Below are 18,900 nucleotides of genomic sequence, written 5' to 3'. Positions count from 1 at the left end.
CTCATGGCAGCAGACTGGGACGGCGCCAAGTCTATCAGCCCGCTACGTGGACCTGGCGGTCAGTTTTGCTCAAAACGGTCATCGTCTCGGAGCGAGCGCGTCGCTTGATCCCGCGCACGCTGCTCCACCCAATACTGCACGAGCTCGCGCAATTGGGAGAGCTCGACCGGCTTGGACATATGGCCGTCCATTCCGGACTGGCGAGCGCGATCCTTGTGCTCTGCCAGAATATGCGCCGTCAGGGCCACCACAGGGGTGCGTATGCGCTGATTACCGGTTTCCCAGGCGCGGAACTGCTGGGTCGCCGAAAAACCATCCAGAATCGGCATTTCGCAATCCATCAACACCAGGTCATAGCGCTGGGCTTTCATCGCCTGCAACGCCTCTTCACCATTGCTGGCAGTGTCCGGTTGCAGGTTGAGTTTGCCCAGCATGCCGCGAATGACTTTGGTGGATATGCTGTTGTCTTCGGCCACCAGAATGCGGAAGTCGCTCGGCACGTCTATATCGCCGATCAGCCCGGGCACCATCGAGAAGGGGGCATTGCCCTTGTTGCGCTGATTGAGTTCGTCGGCCAGCGTGGTCTTTAGCGTATACCCGGCGACCGGTTTGGCGAGGATGCGCTTGACCCCGGCATTTCGCGCAACGACCTTGCTCGGCGCATTACTGATGCCGGTAAGCATGATCAACAAAATGTCGTGGTTCAGGCTGGGGTCTTCCTTGATCTTGGCGGCCAGTTGCATGCCCGTCATTCCCGGCATGTTCTGATCAAGCAGGACGATATCGAAGTAATCACGCAGGTGAGCCTTGGTGCGCAGCAGGGCAAGCGCCTCTTTGCCGGTCGGCACCGCGCTGACGTTCAGCCCCCAGGCGCTGCACTGCTGGACCAGCACCTTGCGGCACGTGTCGTTGTCATCGACGACCAGGACCCGAGCGCCTTTGAGCGGGCTGTCGAGATCGGCGGGCGGCTGTTCAAGTCGTTCGGCATCCAGCGGCAAACTCAGCCACAAGGTGCTGCCCTGGTTGGTGCCGCTCTGGATGCCGAACTCCCCGTTCATCAACAGGATCAACTGGCGCGCGATGACCAGCCCCAGATGCCCACCCACCTTGCTGGCGGCAAGGAAGTTCTTGCTGTGCAGCTCGGCGTGCAATAGGGCATCCCTTTCGTTGGGGGTCAGCGGGGTGCCGCTGTCCTGCACGGCGATGCGCAGTCGGGGTTTGCCAGCGCGGGAGTCGAGGGCGACGACCAACAGGATCTCGCCCTCGTCGGTCTTCTTTAAGGCGTTCTCCAGCAGACTGAGCAGCGTCTGACGCAGCCGCGTCGGGTCACCGCTGATGACCCGCGGCACCTGCGGCTGTATGAAACTGATCAATTCGACACTTTGCTGCTCGGCTTTGCCGCGGAAGATGCTCAGGCAATCTTCGATCATTGCGTAGAGGTCGAACTGCACATCATCCAGCTCGATCTGCCCTGACTCGAGTTTGGTGATGTCGAGGATCTCGTTGATCAACGTCAGCAGCTCGTTGCCTGCGCTGTGGATGGTCTGCACGTAATCGCGTTGTTTGACCGACAGTGGCGTGCCCAACAGCAGCTCGGTCATGCCCAGAACGCCATTCATGGGCGTTCGGATTTCATGACTGATCTTGGCCAGAAATTCGGCCTTGGCGTTGATTTCCGCGGTGCTCGCCGCCAGCTCGCGGCTCACGCTGAAGTTGTCTTCGGTAATGCTGCGGTGGCGCTCGCTCAGGGCAATGCTCATCAGCAGGCCGCACAGGCAGAACACCGCCAACACACCGATGATCAACGTCTGCGCCGCAATGCTGGTCAGCCAGAGCATGGCAGGCAGTACCACGAGATTGCCCAGATTGAACACGATCATGGCGATCACGAACGGACGGGCCGGGGAATAGCCTTTTTGCAGGTGATAGATCGACACAGCCGTGATGCTGAAGGTGGTCAGTGCAACCAGCAGGAAGGTCAGGATGTTCAGCGGCAGCGTGTTCACGAACAGCACCAGCAGGGCGCCAAAACCGACTATCAGCAAGACGCCCATCAACAGACGGTTGAGTATTTCGACCCCGCGCTGAATGAAGAAACAATACGTGTACATCAGCCCCGTTGCAGCCGCCAGCAGCAAAGCGAGATGCGCGCTGGGCGTCTGCGCCAGATGCCAGTGCGGTAGCCATGGCGCCTGAAGATTGAGCAAAAGAAGGGCGCTCAGCCCCAAAAAGGCTTCGCACGCGGCCAGCCATAAACTGCTGATTGAGCGCGATTGAGCGTAGCGCGTAAGGTTCTGCACAATCAGCATGGCCAGCGAGCCGAAGAACAGCCCGAGCAACAGCGGTCGTCGCTCATCGGCAGCGCTCGAAACGGCCGACTGCAGAGTGATGTTCGGGCGCAACTCCTGTTCCGATTTAAGGCGCAGGTACAGGTCGAGCGGCTTTTCGCTATACGGGACCGGCAGCAGGAAGTCGAGTGAGGGCAAGGGCTGGGCTTCGCGCGGCACTTTGTTACCTGAGCGGGAGTGATCGATCAGGCGGTCGCCGTCGAGCACGTACATGTCAACGGTCGCCAGATCAGGTGCGAAGATGCGCACCAGCTGTTCGTGATTGGCGGGGGGGAGGCGATAGTGCAACCACAGGGCCGCATTCCGGGAGGTCGCGCGCACCTTGTCGAGTTCGACAGGGCTGAACTGGGATTCGTAGTGGGGCGAGCGGATATCGCCGAGATTCAGGTTCGCCTGATCGTCGACAAGCGTTGACCATCCTGCACCGACCTCGGCCACGGCCGGGGATATACAGAGCAGGGTCAGCAATGTGACAGTCAAACGAGTGGCAATCCTGAGCCAGCGCACGGCGAAATCCCTTCGTGAATGAACCCTGTTAACTATGCCGCACCGTCTGACCGGTCAGTGGCCCCTGAGGGTGTCACTGACCGGGCCAAGGCTCACGCCAGATCTTCGCCACGTTCCCGGGCGATAGCGCGGTAGCCGATGTCCTTGCGGTAAAAACAACCTTGCCAGTCAATCTTTGCAGCCAATGCATAAGCGTGTACTTGGGCGTCACCAACGGTCTCGCCCAGCGCCGTCGCGCACAGCACGCGACCGCCGGAGGTCACGATCCGTCCGTCCTGCAACGTGGTGCCAGCATGGAACACCTTGCCCGGCAGTGCCGCTGCAGCCTCAAGCCCTTGAATCTCGTCGCCCTTGGCATAATCAGCGGGATAGCCGCCGGCCGCCAGCACGATGCCCAGGCTCGGACGCGGGTCCCACTGAGCATCCACTGTGTCCAGCGTTTGCGCCAGAGCGGCTTCGACCAGCGATACCAGGCTCGACTGCAAACGCAACATCACGGGCTGTGTTTCCGGGTCACCAAAGCGGCAGTTGAATTCGATCACTTTCGGGTTGCCGGCCTTGTCTATCATCAAACCAGCATAGAGGAAGCCGGTGTAAATGTTGCCTTCATCGGCCATGCCCCTGACGGTCGGCCATATGACCTGGTCCATCACTCGCTGGTGTACGTCGGCGGTGACCACCGGGGCCGGGGAATACGCACCCATCCCGCCGGTGTTCGGGCCGCTGTCTCCATCACCCACACGCTTATGGTCCTGGCTGGTCGCCATTGGCAGTACGTTTTTGCCGTCGACCATGACGATGAAACTGGCTTCTTCACCATCGAGGAATTCTTCGATCACGACGCGCGAGCCTGCATCGCCAAATGCGTTGCCGGCCAACATGTCACGCACGGCTTCTTCAGCCTCGGCAAGGGTCATGGCAACGATGACGCCTTTGCCCGCCGCCAGGCCATCGGCCTTGATGACGATCGGTGCGCCTTTCTCACGCAGATACGCGAGGGCCGGTTCGATTTCAGTGAAGTTCTGGTAGTCGGCTGTCGGGATCTTGTGACGCGCCAGGAAATCCTTGGTGAACGCCTTGGAGCCCTCAAGCTGGGCGGCGCCACGGGTCGGACCGAAGCAGCTCAAACCACGGGTACGGAACAGGTCGACGACACCCGCGACCAGGGGGACTTCCGGGCCAACGATGGTCAGCGTGACGTTCTTTTCCGCAAAATCGGCCAGTTGCTCCAGCGCCAACACGTCGATCGCCACGTTCTCGCACTTGGCTTCAGTGGCCGTGCCGGCGTTGCCGGGGGCGACGAAGACTTTCTCGACGCGAGCATCCTGCGCAACCTTCCAGGCCAGAGCGTGTTCGCGGCCGCCGCTGCCGATGATTAAAATGTTCAAAGAAAGACTCCTTTGGAGAAGCTGCAAGCTACAAGCGGCAAGTAAAAGCGATAGCACAACTCTTAATCACGGCTCATTGCTCTGAATTAATAAGGCTGCAAGGGCGAGTAAAGCCACGCGATTCTGCTTTTACTTACCGCTTGCAGCTTGATGCTTGCCGCTGCACTCAGTGCCTGAAATGGCGCATGCCAGTGAAGACCATTGCAATACCGGCTTCGTCCGCCGCTGCAATCACCTCGGCATCGCGCATCGAACCGCCGGGCTGGATGACGGCAGTGATGCCAACCTTGGCAGCGTTGTCGATACCATCGCGGAACGGGAAGAACGCATCGGAGGCCATCACCGCGCCCTGCACCTGCAAGCCGGCGTGTTCTGCCTTGATCGCTGCAATGCGGGCGGAGTTCACGCGGCTCATCTGGCCTGCGCCGACACCAATGGTCTGACGATTCTTGGCATAGACGATGGCATTGGATTTGACGTACTTGGCGACTTTCCAGGCGAAGATCAGATCGTGGATTTCCTGCTCGGTCGGCGCGCGCTGGGTGACCACTTTCAGGTCGTCCGCGCCGATCATGCCGATGTCACGGCTCTGCACCAGCAGGCCACCGTTGACCCGCTTGTAATCCCAGGCCGGCGCACGCTCTGCGTCCCACTGGCCGCTGGTCAGAAGCCTTACATTCGCTTTGCTGGCGATGACGGCCTGGGCTTCGGCGCTGACGCTCGGGGCGATGATCACCTCAACGAACTGACGCTCGACGATGGCTTTGGCCGTCTCGGCGTCGAGTTCACGGTTGAAGGCGATGATGCCGCCAAACGCCGACTCGCTGTCGGTTGCGTAGGCCAGCTCGTAAGCCTGACGAATGCCGCCTTCGGCATCCAGGCTGACTGCAACGCCGCACGGGTTGGCGTGCTTGACGATCACGCAGGCAGGTTTGACGAAGCTTTTGACGCACTCAAGCGCGGCGTCGGTGTCTGCCACGTTGTTGTAGGACAGTTCTTTGCCCTGCAACTGGGTTGCCGTCGCGATGCCCACCTCGGCTGGTTTGGCTTCGACATAGAACGCCGCGCTCTGGTGCGGGTTCTCGCCGTAGCGCATTTCCTGCGCCTTGATGAACTGGGTGTTGAAGGTGCGTGGGAATTCGCTGCGGCCTTCGGTGCTCAGGATCTCGGCGGTCTGATCGACGCTGCCCAGGTAGTTGGCGATCATGCCGTCGTACGCAGCGGTGTGTTCGAAGGCCTTGAGCATCAGGTCAAAGCGCTGGGCGTACGTCAGGCCGCCTGCCTTGAGGCTTTCCAGAACCTGCGTGTAGTCACCGGCATTCACGACGATAGCCACGTCTTTGTGGTTCTTGGCAGCAGAGCGGACCATGGTCGGGCCGCCGATGTCGATGTTCTCGATGGCGGTCGGCAGGTCGCAGCCCGGCTTGGATACCGTGGCTTCGAACGGGTAGAGGTTAACGGCGACCAGATCGATAGGCTTGATGCCGTGCTCGTTCATGATGGCATCGTCGGTACCGCGACGGCCCAGAATGCCACCGTGGATCTTGGGGTGCAGGGTCTTGACGCGGCCGTCCATCATCTCAGCAAAGCCGGTGTAGTCCGCGACTTCCACTGCTGCAACGCCGTTGTCCTTGAGCAGCTTGAACGTACCGCCGGTGGAGAGGATCTCGACACCGAGGGCTTCGAGTTCACGTGCGAACTCAAGAATGCCGGTCTTGTCGGATACGCTGATCAAGGCGCGGCGGATCGGCAGGCGGGTCGTCTGGTCGGTCATCTCAACTTCCATCAAAAGCAAAAGAATTTTGCAAAAAAAACGACCGCATTGAAGTGAGGTCGCTTGTCTTTCGGATGCTTACAGCAGGTCGTACTGCTTGAGTTTCTTGCGCAGGGTGCCGCGATTCAGCCCCAGCATTTCCGAGGCTTTGGTCTGGTTGCCCTTGACGTAGTTCATCACGCATTCGAGCAGCGGCGCCTCGACTTCCGAGAGCACCAGGTTGTAGACATCGGTGACGGCCGCACCTTCCAGATGAGCGAAGTAGTTGTGCAACGCCTTCTCGACGCTTCCGCGCAGGGTCTGGCCCTCTTCGCTTGGCGTATTGAGGTGTTGTTTCAAATTGACGTTGTCGCTCACGGGTGTTGTTCCACTCACTAAAGTCTCAGTCATCATCGTCATGCGGCCACCTCTTCTTCGTTCCCGGCTGGGCGGGATTTATCGCGCCGGGAAAAGAACTCCCGAACGTTGGCGCACTGTGCTTCTGTATCGTCCAAACGGTTGAAAAGGGCGCGAAACTCCCGGGCGCCCGGCAACGTTGCGAGGTACCAGCCGACGTGTTTGCGTGCGATCCGCACGCCCATTACGTCGCCATAGAAAAGGTGGAGCGCGGCCAGATGCTCTAGCAGAATGCGTTCCACTTCACTCACCGGCAGCGCAGGAAGTTTCTCCCCGGTCTGCAGGTAGTGTTCTATCTCGCGAAAAATCCACGGGCGCCCCTGAGCGGCCCTACCAATCAACAGCCCGTCGGCACCGGTAGCGTCGAGGACGTAACGGGCCTTCTCCGGTGAATCGATGTCGCCGTTGGCAAACACCGGAATGGACACCGCCTGCTTGATGGCCGCGATGGTGTCGTACTCGGCGTCACCGGTGTAGAGGTCGGCACGGGTTCGCCCGTGAACCGCCAGCGCCTGAATGCCGGCTTGCTCGGCGATTCGGGCGATATTCAGGCCATTTTTGTTCGCTCTGTCCCAGCCAGTGCGAATCTTCAGTGTGACCGGTACCTCGACTGCAGCGACTACCGCGTGCAGGATTTCGGTCACCAACTGCTCATCTTTCAACAGCGCGGAACCGGCGGCCTTGTTGCAGACCTTTTTGGCCGGACAGCCCATGTTGATGTCGATGATCTGCGCGCCGAACTCGACATTGGCGCGTGCCGCGTCCGCAAGCATCTGCGGGTCTCCGCCAGCGATCTGCACCGAGCGGGGCTCGGGATCGCCTTCGTGAATCATGCGCAGCCGCGATTTGCGGCTGTTCCAGAGGCTCATGTCGCTGGTGACCATTTCCGACACCACCAGGCCTGCGCCGAGCTGGCGGCAAAGCTGCCGGAAGGGCTGATCAGTGACACCCGCCATCGGGGCGAGGATCAAGCCGTTTTGCAATGTGTAAGGGCCGATGCGTACCGCCGACATAGGGTGACCTGTTGTGGGGCCGAATCACGAGGTCTGGTCCGAAAAGTGCTTCAGCGCCAATTCAGACGGGACCCAGAGTATGAAAAAGGGTGGGCATGATACCCGCTCTCGATGACTGGATAAAGGCTGAATTGGATAAAATCTGAACAGCTGCGTTCTTATTGCAATCTGCCAGCCCGGGGCGCGAATTGTCATAAAAGTGTCGTCGGATTTCGGGCGTTACGGTGCATGCATCGGTGCCGCATAACAGTGCGCACGCGCGTCCTGCCCGCCGTGGTTACTCGGGGGAGCGGAAGCTCAGGCTGTAATTCGCAGCCTTGGGACCCGGGTCGAGGATGTCCAGCGCAATGTGTATCGGCGTCTGCGGTGGCATCTCGTCTTTGCCTGCCAGTTCGCCGCTCAGGTATTCACCCGGTTTGAAGCGCCGGCTGGCGATCAACTGACCGGTTGCATCGGCGAAGCGCAGTTCGAGCAAAGGGAAGGGCTGGGAGAACGATGCGCGGTTGTAAATGATCGCGTCAACGATCAAGGCGCCCTGAAATTCTGGATGACTGCGCACCACAAGGTTGCTGCTTTTGAGGAGTTTGATGTCAACCTTCGAGGGGACCTTGCAGCCGAGGGTCGGGCACAGCTCTGTGAAGATCGGGCGGTACTGATCCTGTCGCGCCAGCTCTTCGAAGTGATAGGCAATGTACTGACCGACCAATGCGCCCAGCGCAATCAGGATCAACAGCATCCACAGCAAACGCCTTCCCCAGCGAGGTTTGGGTTTTTGCCAGGAGAGCTGCAACGGGTCATCTGTCAGGTCGAGCAGCGCCGGATCCCGCAGTCCCGGTTCGTTGCGGCCGCGTTTGCCCATGGTTCGGTCTCGAGGCAGCTCGTCTTCATCGTCCGAAAGGGCGCGCAAGTGCTCAGGATCATCTTGGGTGTCCAACGCGGAAAAGCGTTCAGACGGCGGCTGATCGTCAGATTCGTCATGCTTGAGAGAGTGGGGGCGATCCTGCTCGTCGTGGAGGTCAGCCGGGGTCAATGAAAACGAGGGCTCGGTACGATGGCTGTCTCGCAGGTCAAGATCGTCGTCCAGCGGGGGCTGTTGCGCATGTTTGTCGTGCTCATCGACCACTTCAGCGCGCAGCTCGGGCAATTGTTCGACGTCGTCACGACCCGCCCCTTCGCTCCACGACTCATGCGCGACATCCGGTTCGTCGCGCCGGGCACTGAAAGATTCAGTGTCATCGCGGTCGCGGGCTGTATGGCTCCGCCCAAATGACTCCGGGAGCTGGATTTCACGCTGTTCGAGGCGAGCAAGCTCCACGTCCAGGTCATCCAGATCCAGGCTGTCCAGATCAACATTGGGGGCGTCACGCTTGACCGGCATCGACGCTGGCGGCTTCACCACCAGCGACTGTGTTGCGAGGATCTCCGGTTTTTTCTCGACGGTGTCGGGATGCTGCAAGGGAGTCGACGGTTGCTCTGCCGGCTTCTCGACCGGGCTTTCCAGCGGAGTCTCCAGGGTGGTCGACAGGGATGCTGCTGTGGGTGACTGGAATGACGTCCCGGCACGTTGTTCCAACAACTGTTTCGCAGCGTTGAAAACCTGGAGGCATGAGCCGCAGCGTACCGTGCCTCGGGCGACGCTCAGCTGAGCGTGGCTGACGCGGAAACTGGTCTGGCAATGCGGGCACTGAGTGACGAAGCTGTCGGTCATGCGGGTATCCGGGGTTAAAGAGCGCCTGGTGGCAGAATCTTAGGGCAACGGGCTGTCAGCGGCGACGACCAGTGATCCGTACCCAGCCATCACGGTTGGCAATCGGGTCCAGCTCAAAAGCCTCGGCGTAAGCGGTGGCCACTTCATTGCCTTGCTCGGCAAGGATGCCGGACAGCGCCAGACGGCCGCCGGGCTTGACCAGGCTTGCCAGTTGCGGCGCCAGGGAAACCAGCGGCCCCGCGAGGATATTGGCCACCAATACATCGGCGGGCACGTGTGGCAAGTCTTCAGGCAAATACAGCGGGAAGTTCTCGGCCGCGATGTTGTTGCGCCCGGCATTGTCGCGAGAGGCTTCAAGGGCCTGAACGTCAATATCGGTGCCGACGGCCTGCTCTGCACCCAGCAGCAATGCGGCGATGGCGAGAATGCCGGAGCCGCAGCCGAAGTCCAGCACGTTGCAGCCGCTCAGGTCTTGGCCGTCAAGCCATTCCAGGCACAGCGCGGTGGTCGGGTGAGTGCCGGTGCCAAAAGCCAGACCCGGGTCGAGCAGCAGATTGACCGCTTCGGGCTCCGGCGCGGCGTGCCAGCTCGGTACGATCCACAGCCGCTGGCCGAAACGCATCGGCTGAAAGTTATCCATCCAGCTGCGCTCCCAATCCTGATCTTCGATCACCTCATGAGTGTGCTCCGGCAATTGCGCGTCAGTCAGCAGTTGCAGATGGGCAAGTACTTGATCAGCATTCGTGTCGGCTTCGAATAGCGCCAACAGGTGCGTGTGCGACCACAGTGGCGTGGTGTTCAGCTCTGGCTCGAAGATCGGCTGGTCTTCAGCGTCCATGAACGTCACCGATACGGCGCCGACTTCGAGCAAGGCGTCTTCGTAGGTTTCGGCTTGTTCGGGGCTAATGGCGAGACGGACTTGCAGCCAAGGCATGGCGGGTGACCTTCGAGTTGGAAGTTGATAAGCGGCGCAACGGCCACGAAAGACCGGCAAGTTTACGGGGTTCGCGGGGAAACAACAAAGTGGGTGTCGCAGTGAGGTCGGGAAAGTGGGGCGGGCTTTAGCCGGGAAGGCGTCAGGCTTCAAACCGCGAAGATGATGTCGGTCACCCCGGCCTCTTCCCGGCTGAAGCGAGTTCCACAGGATGGGCGCGTCCCGAAATACTCAGATTGCCCACCCCGGGAACAACAAAGCCGCTCGAAAGCGGCTTTGCGGGTACGGCACCTTGCTGGCGAATCAGTGCTTGTCAGCAGCCAGCTTGTGTTCCAAGTAGTGAATGTTGACTCCGCCTTCGCAGAAGCCTTCATCACGGGTCAGATCACGGTGCAGCGGGATGTTGGTCTTGATGCCGTCGACCACGATTTCGTCCAGAGCGTTACGCATGCGCGCCATGGCTTCGTCGCGGGTGGCGCCCCAAGTAATCAGCTTGCCGATCAAGGAGTCGTAGTTGGACGGAACCTTGTAGCCGCTGTACAGGTGCGAATCCACACGGACGCCGTTGCCGCCTGGTGCGTGGAAATGCTTGACCAGGCCCGGGCTCGGGATGAACGTCTTCGGGTCTTCTGCGTTGATGCGGCACTCCAGCGAATGCCCGGTGATGACGACGTCATCCTGGGTATACGACAGCTTGTTGCCGGCGGCGATGCTAAGCATCTCCTTGACGATGTCGATACCAGTGACCATCTCCGAAACCGGGTGCTCAACCTGAACGCGGGTGTTCATCTCGATGAAGTAGAAGCGGCCGTTCTCGTAAAGAAACTCGAACGTGCCAGCACCGCGGTAACCGATGTCGATGCACGCCTTCACGCAGCTGGCGAACACCGCCTGACGCGCCTCTTCGTCGATGAACGGGGCCGGCGCTTCTTCCAGGACCTTCTGGTGACGGCGCTGCAGGGAGCAGTCGCGGTCGCCCAGGTGGATCGCCTGGCCCTGACCGTCGGAAATGACCTGCACTTCCACGTGACGTGGGTTGGTCAGGTATTTCTCCAGATAGACCATCGGGTTGCTGAACCATGCAGCCGCTTCGGCGCGGGTCTGTTTGGCCGCTTCGATCAGGTCTTCTTCCTTGTGAACCACGCGCATGCCGCGACCACCGCCGCCGCCAGCGGCTTTGATGATCACCGGGTAGCCGACCTCGCGACCAATGCGCAGCGCGGTTTCTTCGTCTTCGGGCAGCGGGCCGTCAGAACCAGGAACGGTGGGTACGCTGGCGAGTTTCATGGCGTCTTTGGCGGAAACCTTGTCGCCCATCAGGCGAATGGTTTCGGCTTTAGGGCCGATGAACGCGAAACCCGATTTCTCGACCTGTTCGGCGAAGTCTGCGTTCTCCGCGAGGAAACCGTAGCCAGGGTGAATCGCCGTGGCGCCGGTGAGTTCCGCAGCCGAGATAATGGCCGGGATGTTCAGGTACGACAGGTTGGCTGGCGCCGGGCCGATGCAGACGGTTTCGTCTGCCAGGCCCAGGTGCATCAGCTCACGGTCTGCCGTGGAATGGACCGCGACGGTCTTGATGCCCAGTTCTTTACAGGCACGCAAGATGCGCAAGGCGATTTCGCCGCGGTTGGCGATCAGGACTTTTTCCAACATCGCAGGCTCTCCCCGGTTCAAACGATGGTGAACAGCGGCTGGTCATACTCAACCGGCTGACCGTTTTCTACCAGGATGGATTCGATAACGCCGCTCACTTCCGCTTCAATGTGGTTCATCATTTTCATCGCCTCGACGATGCAAATGGTGTCGCCTTTTTTCACGGTTTTGCCGACTTCGACAAACGCTGGCGAACCAGGCGCCGGGGTGCGGTAGAAGGTGCCGACCATTGGCGATTTAACGACAGTGCCGTTCAGCTTTGGTGCGGAAGGCGCTTCGGCGACGGCGGCGGCAGGTGCTGCAACCGGGGCGGGCGCTGGAGCTGCTACTGGCGCAGGTGCGTAGTAAGGCTGTGCTGGAGTCTTGCTGTGACGGCTGATCCGTACGGACTCTTCGCCTTCACGGATTTCCAGTTCGTCGATGCCGGACTCTTCCAGCAATTCGATCAGTTTCTTGACTTTACGGATATCCATTAATCATCAACTCCCAAGGGACGGTCAGGGGGATTTGGTGGCCGGTTCCGGCGGTCTGGCTCAGTCAGGGACTGCGCCGTTCACGTCGTAGAACGCTTGGCCAATTGTTCCAGGGCGGCCTCCAGGGCCAGTCGGTAACCGCTGGCGCCAAGGCCGCAGATCACACCTACGGCAACATCTGAAAAGTAGGAGTGATGGCGGAAAGGTTCGCGCTTGTGCACGTTCGACAGGTGCACTTCGATGAATGGGATGCTCACTCCCAGCAGCGCGTCACGTATGGCGACGCTTGTGTGCGTAAAAGCGGCCGGATTGATCAGAATGAAATCCACGCTTTCATCGCGGGCAGCGTGGATGCGATCGATCAACTCGTATTCGGCGTTGCTTTGCAGGTACATCAGATGATGACCCGCTTCACGCGCACGCTGCTCCAGATCCTGATTGATATCGGCCAACGTGATCGAGCCATAGATCCCCGGTTCGCGGGTACCTAGCAAGTTCAGGTTGGGTCCGTGAAGAACCAGGAAAGTCGCCATCGTGTGTTCCTTGTTGTTCGCTTTTACGGCGCTCACTTGCAGCATGAGCCGCTGATGGGCAGCGACTATGCCGGAAAGTGCGATGGACTGTCCAGTTACCCACAATATTCAGCACGTTGTCCGATGTTCGCGCGAAGTTTGTGACCGCGTCACCGGATTTGGTCATTTGCTCTAGAAAGCCGCTCGGAGAACGCTTTGGCGTCAATTTCGCCGACGACACGTACATCGCTCAGCTCGTTGCCGTTTTTTCCGAAAAACAGCAGTGCGGGAGGACCGAACAGTTTGTAGCGGTCCAGCAATCCCCGTTGCTTTTCGTTGCTGTCGGTCATGTCAAAGCGAACAAGTGTGAAGGCCGTTAACTGCGCGACGACCTCGGGATGAGGCAGAACCTCATGTTCGATGACCTTGCAGCTGATGCACCAGTCGGCGTACCAGTCGACCAGCACTGGCTGGCCTGCGTTTTTCGATTCTTCGAGGATACGGTCCAGCTCGGCTGGTTCGGTCACTGTTTGCCAGCGGTCGTCCGTGGGCTGCCGGGTAATGCCCGAAACTGTTTGCGTCTGGCCCAACGGGCGCAGCGGGTCGGTCTGGCCACTGAACGCGCCGTACCAGCAGGCAAGCGCATACATCAGCAAGAACAGCCCCAGCAGCTGGGCGAGTCGGCCACGGGTGGTCTTCGCGCCACCCTCAAGGGCGCCGAGAAACAACGCCACGCCAGCTCCCAGCAAACCGATTAGGAGCAAGGTGGCCTGGCCGGGAATGACTCGGCTGAGCAATCCAATGGCCAGGCCCAGAAGCAGCACGCCGATGGCATTTTTTACCGCCACCAGCCATGGCCCGCTTTTCGGAAGCCACGCCGCGCCGCCCGTTGCGACCATGACCAGCGGGGCACCCATGCCCAGGCCAAGCGCGAACAGCTTCATCGCGCCACCCACCGCATCGCCGCTTGCGCTGATGTACAGGAGCGCCCCGGCCAGGGGAGCGGAAACACAAGGCGAGACTAGCAGGCTCGACACGATCCCGAGCACCGCTGCGCCCCATAAGGAACCGCCTTGCGTATTGCCGGCAATGCGGTCGAGCCGTTCATTGATGGCGCGGGGCAGGCGTAATTCAAACACGCCGAACATGGCGATGGCGAACAGCGCAAAGAACCCGGCGAATGGCACCAGAACCCACGCCGATTGCAGGCGCGCCTGTAGATTCAGGCTGGCGCCAAACATGCCCATCAACGCACCCAAAAGCGCGAAGCAGACCGCCATCGGTAACACGTAGGCCAGCGACAGGGAAAACCCGCGCAGCCCGCCGATTTGCCCGCGCAGAACCACGCCCGAAAGGATCGGCAGCATGGGCAGTACACAGGGAGTAAAGGTCAGTCCGACGCCTGCAAGGAAAAAAAGCACCAGCTGTTTCCAGCTCAACTCGACCTGAGTGACATCGCCTGCGAGTGGTGTATCGGACTCGGCAGGGCTGGCGCCGCCAATGCTCAGCCGCTCGGTTTCCGGTGGATAGCACAGGCCCTTGTCAGCGCAGCCCTGGTAAGTGACAACCAGCGTGAAATGGCGGCTGTCCCCTCGCTTGCGTGGCAGGCTGACGTCAAGGATGCCGTGATAAACCTCGACGTCGCCAAAGTACTCGTCATGTTTTTTCTCGCCGTCCGGCAATTGCGCAGCGCCCAGGCCGATGTCGGCGGGCTCGGTGCGAAACTGAAAGCGGTGGCGGTAAAGGTAGTAGCCTTCGGTGGCAATGAACTGCAGCTTGATGGCGTCGGGTGTTGTGTCGGACAGGTTCAGCTGGAACGCCTGGCGAACGGGCAGGAAATCCTTGCTGTTATCGACTGCTGGGCCGCCGAGAGTGGGGCTCGGTCTGTTCTCCAGAAAGCTCGCGCCGAAGGCGGGCAGGGCACAGATCAGCAGCAACAGACAAAGCAGGCGGCGCATGGCGGTCTCGCATCACAAAAGTCCGCGCATGATAGCGGAGTGTCTGGGCACATGCTGAGAGGGTTGAATTTCTTCGGTCTGAAAATGGTGTAGGACCTATCCCGTCACACGATGTCGGGATGACGGTGCCTGCTCGGCGTCGAGGCGGCAAGGCTGAGCCCATGCACCTGATTGCGACCGGCTTTCTTGGCGCGGTACAACGCTTCGTCTGCCTGGGAAGCCATCATGAGGGCATCATCGTCTGCGGCGATCTCCACCACGCCGGCGCTGAACGTGCAGCACAGATCGGCGGGCTGCGCAGGGTAGTGAATTTCGGCGAATCGCTGGCGAATCTCGTCGAGTACGCCATAGGCGGCCGGCAGGTCGGTGTCTGGCATCACCACCGCGAATTCTTCCCCTCCGTAGCGCCCGATGTAGTCGGTCTTGCGCAGGCGTTGCTTCAGGAACAGTGCCAGGCTTTTGATCACGCGGTCGCCCATGGGGTGGCCGTGACTGTCGTTGACCCGTTTGAAGTGGTCGATGTCCAGCATTGCGAAACTCAATGGCTTGTTTTCGCGCCGCGCGCGGAAGCTGCAGTCCTCCAGCAATTGCAGGATGTGCGTGTGGTTGTACAGGCCAGTCAGGCTATCCCGAACCATGCGCGCTTTGAGGTTGCGGGCCCGTGCCGCGCGATTGCGTACGGTGGTGATCAAATGGCGGGGTTTGATGGGTTTGGTGAGAAAGTCGTCGCCGCCTTCGCTCATTGCGTCCAGCTGTTTGTCCAGATCATCTTCGGCTGAAAGATAGATGATCGGCACGCTGACGTAGCGATCGTTGTGCCGAATCACCTTGGCCAGTTCGGTGCCTGTGCAGCCGGGCATGTACATGTCGAGGATGATCAGGTCAGGTTGAAACTCCGCCAGCTCCAGCATGGCCTTGATCGGATCAAGCAGCGTGCGGGTGACGATGCCGGCGCTGTTCAGCAGGCCTTCCGTGTGCTTCGCCTGCGCTCGGGAGTCATCGATGATGAGCACTTTGTAAGGCTCGTATTGCGCAACGCGAGTCAGGATTTCGATCTTTTCCAGCAGACTCGACGCGTCGAGCGTGCCGGTCAAAAATTCTTCGCCGCCGGCGCGCACCGCAGCCAGGCGGGTCGGCGTGTCAGTGTCGAGGTGACTGAAAGACAGTAACGGCAGTTTCTGTTCGAGTCCTTCCTGCATCTGGGTGGCGAGAGTCAAACCCGCGCCTGCGCCATTGAAATCCACATCCATCACGACCGCGGCCGGCAAGCGTTCGGCCATGGTCATGTGGAAAGTGTCGACATTGCCAAGCGATTGCGCACTCAGCCCAAAAAATTCCAGCTGTTGGGCCAGCCGTTCGCCCCGCTCGGGATCCTGTAAAGCGATGTAGATGGGCTTGCGCAGGGGCGGCAAGATCGTTTGTTCCAGCCGGTCGCCGTGTCGCAAGCCTGTCCGGGAAAGGCGCTGCATCAGACGATTGAGGTCTGTAATCAGCGTGCTGCTCAAGCGCCCACGGTTGGCTTCGATGTCCACCAGCGAGAGGTTGATCGCGGTGGCCAGTTGCACGTGCTCGACCTGTTCGAAGCGTTCAGCGAAGCGCAGAAGCCGCTGATTGGCTTCGGTGATTTCCACCATATCCGTAGCAGACCATTCACTTTGCTGCAGGCGCTGCCACACCTCAAGAATCTGACGGGCCTGATGGATAACGCGCTGGGCAAAGTGGTGTTTGAGCCGGTCGCGGCTCGGGTCTGCAGCTTCGGTCATGGCTGACTTCTTTATAGGGAGACGCCGATACAAATGATGGCGCTATGGTATCACTTGTTACCCTCATCCGAATTGCCTTAAGTCAGTTTCCGGTCCTTTTGACTGCCATGTCGTTCAAATTTCCAGCTTTAGCTATTTGTGGTTCCCGCTTTATCCCTGCAAGTGCCCGACTCAGCTGCTAAACAATTGCCGCTGCCATCACATTCCTGACAAACGCACCTTGCTGTAAGGTTGCGGTCAGAAGCACTGAATTCCGTGATTGAAAGGACTAGGCCATGCTGGATTGGAAGAAACGCCCGGGCAGCGCGGGAACTGAACGCGCTGACGAAAAGCCGATGGGTAAGGCACCACGCGGCTCCCGCAGCTATTGGGGAGGCCTGTTGTTCAGTCGCGCTGTCGGCGCCGTGGTGGGTATCTATCTGGTCATCACCGTCGTCCTCGGTATCTGGTGGAGCAGCGAACCGGCGCTGTTCCCCGTCCAGCAGCAGGCCCAGGCTGCGGCGCAGGGTGAAGGCAAGCAGATGGTGCTGGGTTATACCACCGTCGAAACGCTGAAGACCGTGGCCTCCACGTTGCTGGACAAGCCAGGCGGCTACATTTCCAACGACCGCTCCCCGCCTGGCCTGTGGATGGACAATATGCCGAGCTGGGAATACGGCGTGCTGGTTCAAGTGCGCGATCTGAGTCGTGCCTTGCGTAAGGACTTCGCTCGCTCGCAGTCGCAGTCCGCGGAAGACGGTGATCTCGCACGCGCCGAGCCACTGTTCAACTTTGATAACAAGAGCTGGGTGCTGCCTTCCAGCGAGTCTCAATACCGTGAGGGCATCGCTGCCTTGAGCCGCTACCAAGCGCGCCTTTCCGATCCAAACCAGAAAGGCGCGCTGTTCTATACCCGCGCCGATAACCTGAATAACTGGCTGGGCGACGTCGGTACCCGACTCGGTTCGCTTTCCCAACGGCTGTCTGCCAGCGTGGGTCGGGTCAAGTTGAACAGCACGTTGAAAACCGAGGCGCAATCGACCGTCACGGTCAAGCCGGGCGAAGTCCCGCAGGTCGATGAAGAGATCGTGGAAACGCCATGGATGCAGATCGATAACGTGTTCTACGAAGCACGCGGTCAGGCATGGGCGCTCTCGCATTTGCTGCGCGCGATCGAGGTGGACTTCGCCGATGTCCTGGCGAAAAAGAACGCGACCGTTAGCGTGCGTCAAATCATCCGTGAACTGGAGGCCTCGCAAGAGCCCATCTGGAGCCCGATGATCCTCAACGGCAGCCCGTTCGGTGTGTTCGCCAACCACTCGCTGGTTATGGCCAATTACCTGTCGCGTGCCAACGCAGCAGTGATCGACCTGCGCCAGCTACTGTCTCAAGGCTGATTAATGAAGGTGTCACAACGTGAGGCCGCTCACCGGGCGGCCTCTGATCAGGAAATGATTGCCTGGGTCGACCATCACGATCAGCCTTTGGGTTCCATGCCTCGCGCCCAGTTGCGCGAACGCGGGCTCATAGGCCGCGGGACCTACATTCTGCTTTTCAATTCGGCGGGAGAGCTCTGCGTGCATCGCCGCACGCTGAGCAAAGCCATCTATCCCGGATACTGGGATGTGGCAGCGGGCGGCATGGTGCAGGCAGACGAAAGCTACGAGCTCTCCGCCGCGCGTGAACTCGAAGAGGAGTTGGGCGTTTCCGGTGTGCAGCTGACTGCCCACGAGCGGTTCTTTTTCGACCAACCGGGCAATCGGCTGTGGTGCGCGGTCTTCTCGGCCATTTGGGACGGCCCCTTGAACCTGCAGCCCGAAGAGGTCTGCGAGGCGCGCTTCATTGGCGTTGAAAAAGCCCTGCTTGAATCGGCTGAAAAGCCGTATTGTCCCGACTCTCTGGCCGCTCTGAAACGCTATTTGGAAGGCGTCGCAAATGTTCCGTAAATTGGCGCATATTTGCACTTAGCAACTGCGCCTTTTGCCGTTACACTGCGCGACTTTTCACGCCGGACCGCCTAGCGATCCGGTAGCGCCGCCCCTGCCTGAGTGGGGCTTCGCGGTCGGCTCCCGTCGGCCAGACTTCGCTCCTCAACAAGAGGATTGCCGGTGGCCAAAAAAGCCGCATCCTTCGCCGCACTCGGCGGCCTGGTGTTTTCAACCGATGCAGGTCGGCATTGTCCCGACTGCCGTCAGCCTGTCGATGCCTGCGTCTGCAAGAGCACACTCATTCCGCAAGGTGATGGCATTGCTCGCGTGCGCCGCGAAAGCAAAGGCCGTGGCGGCAAAACCGTGACCACCATCACAGGCGTCCCGCTTGCCGAGGACGCGCTCAAGGAGCTCGCGACCACGCTCAAACGTCGTTGCGGCACCGGCGGCGCGCTCAAGGAGGGGGTCATCGAGATTCAAGGCGATCACGTTGAAACCTTGCTGGCCGAACTGGTGAAGCAGGGCTTCAAGGCCAAGAAGTCCGGCGGTTGAGCCATCGGTTTCAA

15 protein-coding genes are annotated in these 18,900 nt (G+C 60.1%); 3 read left to right on the top strand and 12 right to left on the bottom strand.

The annotated features are described in order from the left end of the window. Positions 1 to 59: 59 nt before the first annotated feature. The 12 genes from LT42_RS17310 to LT42_RS17255 all read right to left on the bottom strand — a co-directional run bounded on the left by LT42_RS17310 (position 60) and on the right by LT42_RS17255 (position 16,427). The gene (locus tag LT42_RS17310) at positions 60 to 2,855 is read right to left on the bottom strand and encodes a hybrid sensor histidine kinase/response regulator (RefSeq protein ID WP_037015545.1); all 2,796 of its coding nucleotides are present in this window, start codon (positions 2,853 to 2,855) and stop codon (positions 60 to 62) included. A 92-nt stretch (positions 2,856 to 2,947) separates the two neighbouring features. Beyond that, positions 2,948 to 4,243, bottom strand: coding sequence for a phosphoribosylamine--glycine ligase (gene purD, locus LT42_RS17305; protein ID WP_037015543.1), 1,296 nt, complete (start codon positions 4,241 to 4,243; stop codon positions 2,948 to 2,950). 166 nt (positions 4,244 to 4,409) lie between these two features. Continuing rightward, entirely contained in the window at positions 4,410 to 6,017 is a 1,608-nt protein-coding gene (gene purH / locus LT42_RS17300) for a bifunctional phosphoribosylaminoimidazolecarboxamide formyltransferase/IMP cyclohydrolase (protein ID WP_037015540.1), read from the bottom strand. A 78-nt stretch (positions 6,018 to 6,095) separates the two neighbouring features. After that, positions 6,096 to 6,416: a DNA-binding transcriptional regulator Fis gene (gene fis / locus LT42_RS17295; RefSeq protein WP_015093301.1), complete on the bottom strand. Its 321-nt coding sequence runs from the start codon at positions 6,414 to 6,416 to the stop codon at positions 6,096 to 6,098. After that, complete coding sequence (dusB, locus tag LT42_RS17290) at positions 6,413 to 7,426, bottom strand: tRNA dihydrouridine synthase DusB (RefSeq protein ID WP_037015533.1); 1,014 nt, start codon at positions 7,424 to 7,426, stop codon at positions 6,413 to 6,415. Before dusB ends, fis begins: the two co-directional genes overlap by 4 nt. A gap of 277 nt (positions 7,427 to 7,703) precedes the next feature. Then, complete coding sequence (locus tag LT42_RS17285) at positions 7,704 to 9,134, bottom strand: DUF3426 domain-containing protein (protein WP_037015531.1); 1,431 nt, start codon at positions 9,132 to 9,134, stop codon at positions 7,704 to 7,706. Between the two features lie 55 nt (positions 9,135 to 9,189). Next, positions 9,190 to 10,068, bottom strand: coding sequence for a 50S ribosomal protein L11 methyltransferase (gene prmA, locus LT42_RS17280; RefSeq protein WP_037015529.1), 879 nt, complete (start codon positions 10,066 to 10,068; stop codon positions 9,190 to 9,192). A 303-nt stretch (positions 10,069 to 10,371) separates the two neighbouring features. Continuing rightward, positions 10,372 to 11,721, bottom strand: coding sequence for an acetyl-CoA carboxylase biotin carboxylase subunit (gene accC, locus LT42_RS17275; protein WP_037015526.1), 1,350 nt, complete (start codon positions 11,719 to 11,721; stop codon positions 10,372 to 10,374). A 17-nt stretch (positions 11,722 to 11,738) separates the two neighbouring features. Continuing rightward, complete coding sequence (gene accB, locus LT42_RS17270; RefSeq protein WP_037015523.1) at positions 11,739 to 12,194, bottom strand: acetyl-CoA carboxylase biotin carboxyl carrier protein; 456 nt, start codon at positions 12,192 to 12,194, stop codon at positions 11,739 to 11,741. 80 nt (positions 12,195 to 12,274) lie between these two features. Continuing rightward, on the bottom strand, positions 12,275 to 12,727 hold the full coding sequence (gene aroQ / locus LT42_RS17265; RefSeq protein WP_037017475.1) for a type II 3-dehydroquinate dehydratase: 453 nt from the start codon (positions 12,725 to 12,727) through the stop codon (positions 12,275 to 12,277). A gap of 149 nt (positions 12,728 to 12,876) precedes the next feature. Next, complete coding sequence (locus LT42_RS17260) at positions 12,877 to 14,664, bottom strand: protein-disulfide reductase DsbD (RefSeq protein WP_037015521.1); 1,788 nt, start codon at positions 14,662 to 14,664, stop codon at positions 12,877 to 12,879. 104 nt (positions 14,665 to 14,768) lie between these two features. After that, a complete protein-coding gene (locus LT42_RS17255) occupies positions 14,769 to 16,427 on the bottom strand; it encodes a diguanylate cyclase (RefSeq protein ID WP_037015519.1) in 1,659 nt (552 codons plus the stop codon). Between the two features lie 335 nt (positions 16,428 to 16,762). Between LT42_RS17255 and LT42_RS17250 the strand changes: the two genes are divergently transcribed. The 3 genes from LT42_RS17250 (at position 16,763) to LT42_RS17240 (ending at position 18,886) form a co-directional block, all read left to right on the top strand. Continuing rightward, positions 16,763 to 17,803 (top strand): DUF2333 family protein, encoded by a 1,041-nt coding sequence (locus LT42_RS17250; protein ID WP_420806910.1) that lies wholly within the window; start codon positions 16,763 to 16,765, stop codon positions 17,801 to 17,803. Between the two features lie 3 nt (positions 17,804 to 17,806). Then, complete coding sequence (locus tag LT42_RS17245; protein ID WP_037015513.1) at positions 17,807 to 18,352, top strand: NUDIX hydrolase; 546 nt, start codon at positions 17,807 to 17,809, stop codon at positions 18,350 to 18,352. Positions 18,353 to 18,514: 162 nt separating this feature from the next. Further along, positions 18,515 to 18,886 carry a translation initiation factor Sui1 gene (locus tag LT42_RS17240; RefSeq protein WP_037015509.1) on the top strand — a complete coding sequence of 124 codons (372 nt, stop codon included), beginning with the start codon at positions 18,515 to 18,517 and terminating at the stop codon, positions 18,884 to 18,886. Positions 18,887 to 18,900 lie beyond the last annotated feature (14 nt).

The sequence above is a fragment of the Pseudomonas lutea genome (genome assembly GCF_000759445.1).
GTDB classification, from domain to species: Bacteria; Pseudomonadota; Gammaproteobacteria; order Pseudomonadales; family Pseudomonadaceae; genus Aquipseudomonas; species Aquipseudomonas lutea.
Note: the sequence above shows the minus strand (reverse complement) of the source record. Positions and strands in the feature narration are given on the sequence as shown.